Raw genomic sequence first — 1,786 nt, 5'->3', positions numbered from 1 at the left:
CTCGACAAGGACATCACCGACGTCAGGGCGAGCCACGGCATCACCATCAACTCCTGCGTCGAGCGGCCGCTGTCGCGGGGCTCGATCCGGCTCGCCTCGGCGAGGCCGGAGGACCAGCCGCTCATCGACCCCAACTACCTCGCCGAGCCCGAGGATCTGCGCCTCTCGATCGGCGGCATCCGCCGCGCGCGCGAGATCATGGCGCAGTCGCCGCTGCGCGAGCTGATCGAGCGGGAGATCTTTCCCGGCCCCGAGAAGCAGTCGGACGAGGAGCTCGCCGCGCATGCCCGCCGGTTCGTGAAGACCGTCTACCACCCCTGCGGCACCGCCCGCATGGGCTCGGACGACGGTGCGGTGGTGACGCCCGACCTCCGGCTCCGCGGCGTCGAGGCGCTGCGCGTGGTGGACGCCTCGGTCATCCCGACCATCATCAGCGGCAACACCAACGCCGCCGTCCTCGTGGTGGCCGAGAAGGCGGCCGAGTTCATCCTCGGCAAGCCCGCCCGACCGACCGCCGGCCCGGCGTCCTGACCATGCCGCCGATATCCGATGGCGGGTGGGCGCGCGCGCCCGGCGGATCATGTCTTTGTTTTCTCTATGGAATTCCTCTCCCATCAACCAGATGGAAACCATCGTTAACGCGGGGCCGGATTGGGGCTGGCGGAGGGTTTCCGAGCTGACGACAGGCGGCAGCGACCGGCGCCGGATGCGTGCCGGCCCGTTCAGCGCCAGCCGAGCGGCGGGGCGACGTGGGTCAGGATGGCCTCGATCACATGGGCGTTGTAGTCGACGCCGAGCTGGTTCGGGACGGTGAGGAGCAGGGTGTCCGCCTCGGCGATCGCCTCGTCCTGGCGGAGCTCCTCGACCAGCCGGTCGGGCTCGGCGGCGTAGGTGCGGCCGAAGACGGCGCGGACGTTCTCCTCGATGTAGCCGATGGAGTCGCTGCGCTCGCCCGCGCCGCCGAAGTAGGCGCGGTCCTGGCCGTTCACGATGGCGAAGATGCTGCGGCTGACCGAGACGCGCGGCGCGCGGGCGTGGCCCGCCGCCTGCCAGGCGGCGCGGTAGGCGCGGATCTGCCGGGCCTGCTGGACGTGGAGCGGCTCGCCGGACTCGTCGAACTTGAGGGTCGAGCTCTGCAGGTGCATGCCGAGCTTCGCGGCCCAGACCGCGGTGGCGTCGGTGGCCGCCCCCCACCAGATGCGCTCGCGCAGGCCCGCGGCGTGCGGCTCGAGCCGGAGGAGCCCCGGCGGGTTGGGGAACATCGGCCGCGGGTTCGGCCGGGCGAAGCCCTCGCCTTCGAGCAGGGCGAGGAAGGTCTCGGCGTGGCGGCGGGCCATGTCGGCGTCGATCTCGCCCTCGGCCGGCGCATGGCCGAAGTGGCGCCAGCCGTCGATCACCTGCTCGGGCGAGCCGCGGCTGATGCCGAGCTGGAGCCGGCCGCCGGAGATGAGGTCGGCCGCGCCGGCGTCCTCGACCATGTAGAAGGGGTTCTCGTAGCGCATGTCGATGACCGCGGTGCCGATCTCGATGCGGCGGGTGCGGGCGCCGATCGCGGCGAGCAGCGGGAAGGGCGAGGCGAGCTGGCGGGCGAAATGGTGCACGCGGAAATAGGCGCCGTCGGCGCCGAGTTCCTCCGCCGCCACGGCGAGCTCGATCGACTGGACGAGCGCGTCCTGCGCCGAGCGGGTGGCCGACCCGGCGGCCGGCGACCAGTGGCCGAAGGAGAGAAAGCCGATCCGCTTCACGTCCGCCTCCGCTTCCGGCGCCCCGCGGGGCGGCTGCGGCC

At 72.5% G+C, this 1,786-nt stretch carries 2 protein-coding genes; one reads left to right on the top strand and one right to left on the bottom strand.

Annotated elements, in window-relative coordinates; genetic code table 11:
* Positions 1 to 531 (top strand): GMC oxidoreductase (locus Q0112_RS03810; RefSeq protein WP_297971619.1); only part of this gene is annotated, 531 nt, incomplete at its 5' end.
* Between the two features lie 191 nt (positions 532 to 722).
* On the opposite strand, the gene Q0112_RS03805 is transcribed toward Q0112_RS03810, so the two are convergent.
* Positions 723 to 1,745: an LLM class flavin-dependent oxidoreductase gene (locus Q0112_RS03805; protein WP_297971621.1), complete on the bottom strand. Its 1,023-nt coding sequence runs from the start codon at positions 1,743 to 1,745 to the stop codon at positions 723 to 725.
* Positions 1,746 to 1,786 lie beyond the last annotated feature (41 nt).

It is taken from the genome of uncultured Amaricoccus sp., assembly GCF_937858865.1.
Classification (GTDB): domain Bacteria; phylum Pseudomonadota; class Alphaproteobacteria; order Rhodobacterales; family Rhodobacteraceae; genus Amaricoccus.
This window is presented reverse-complemented; position numbering and strand designations above follow the sequence as displayed.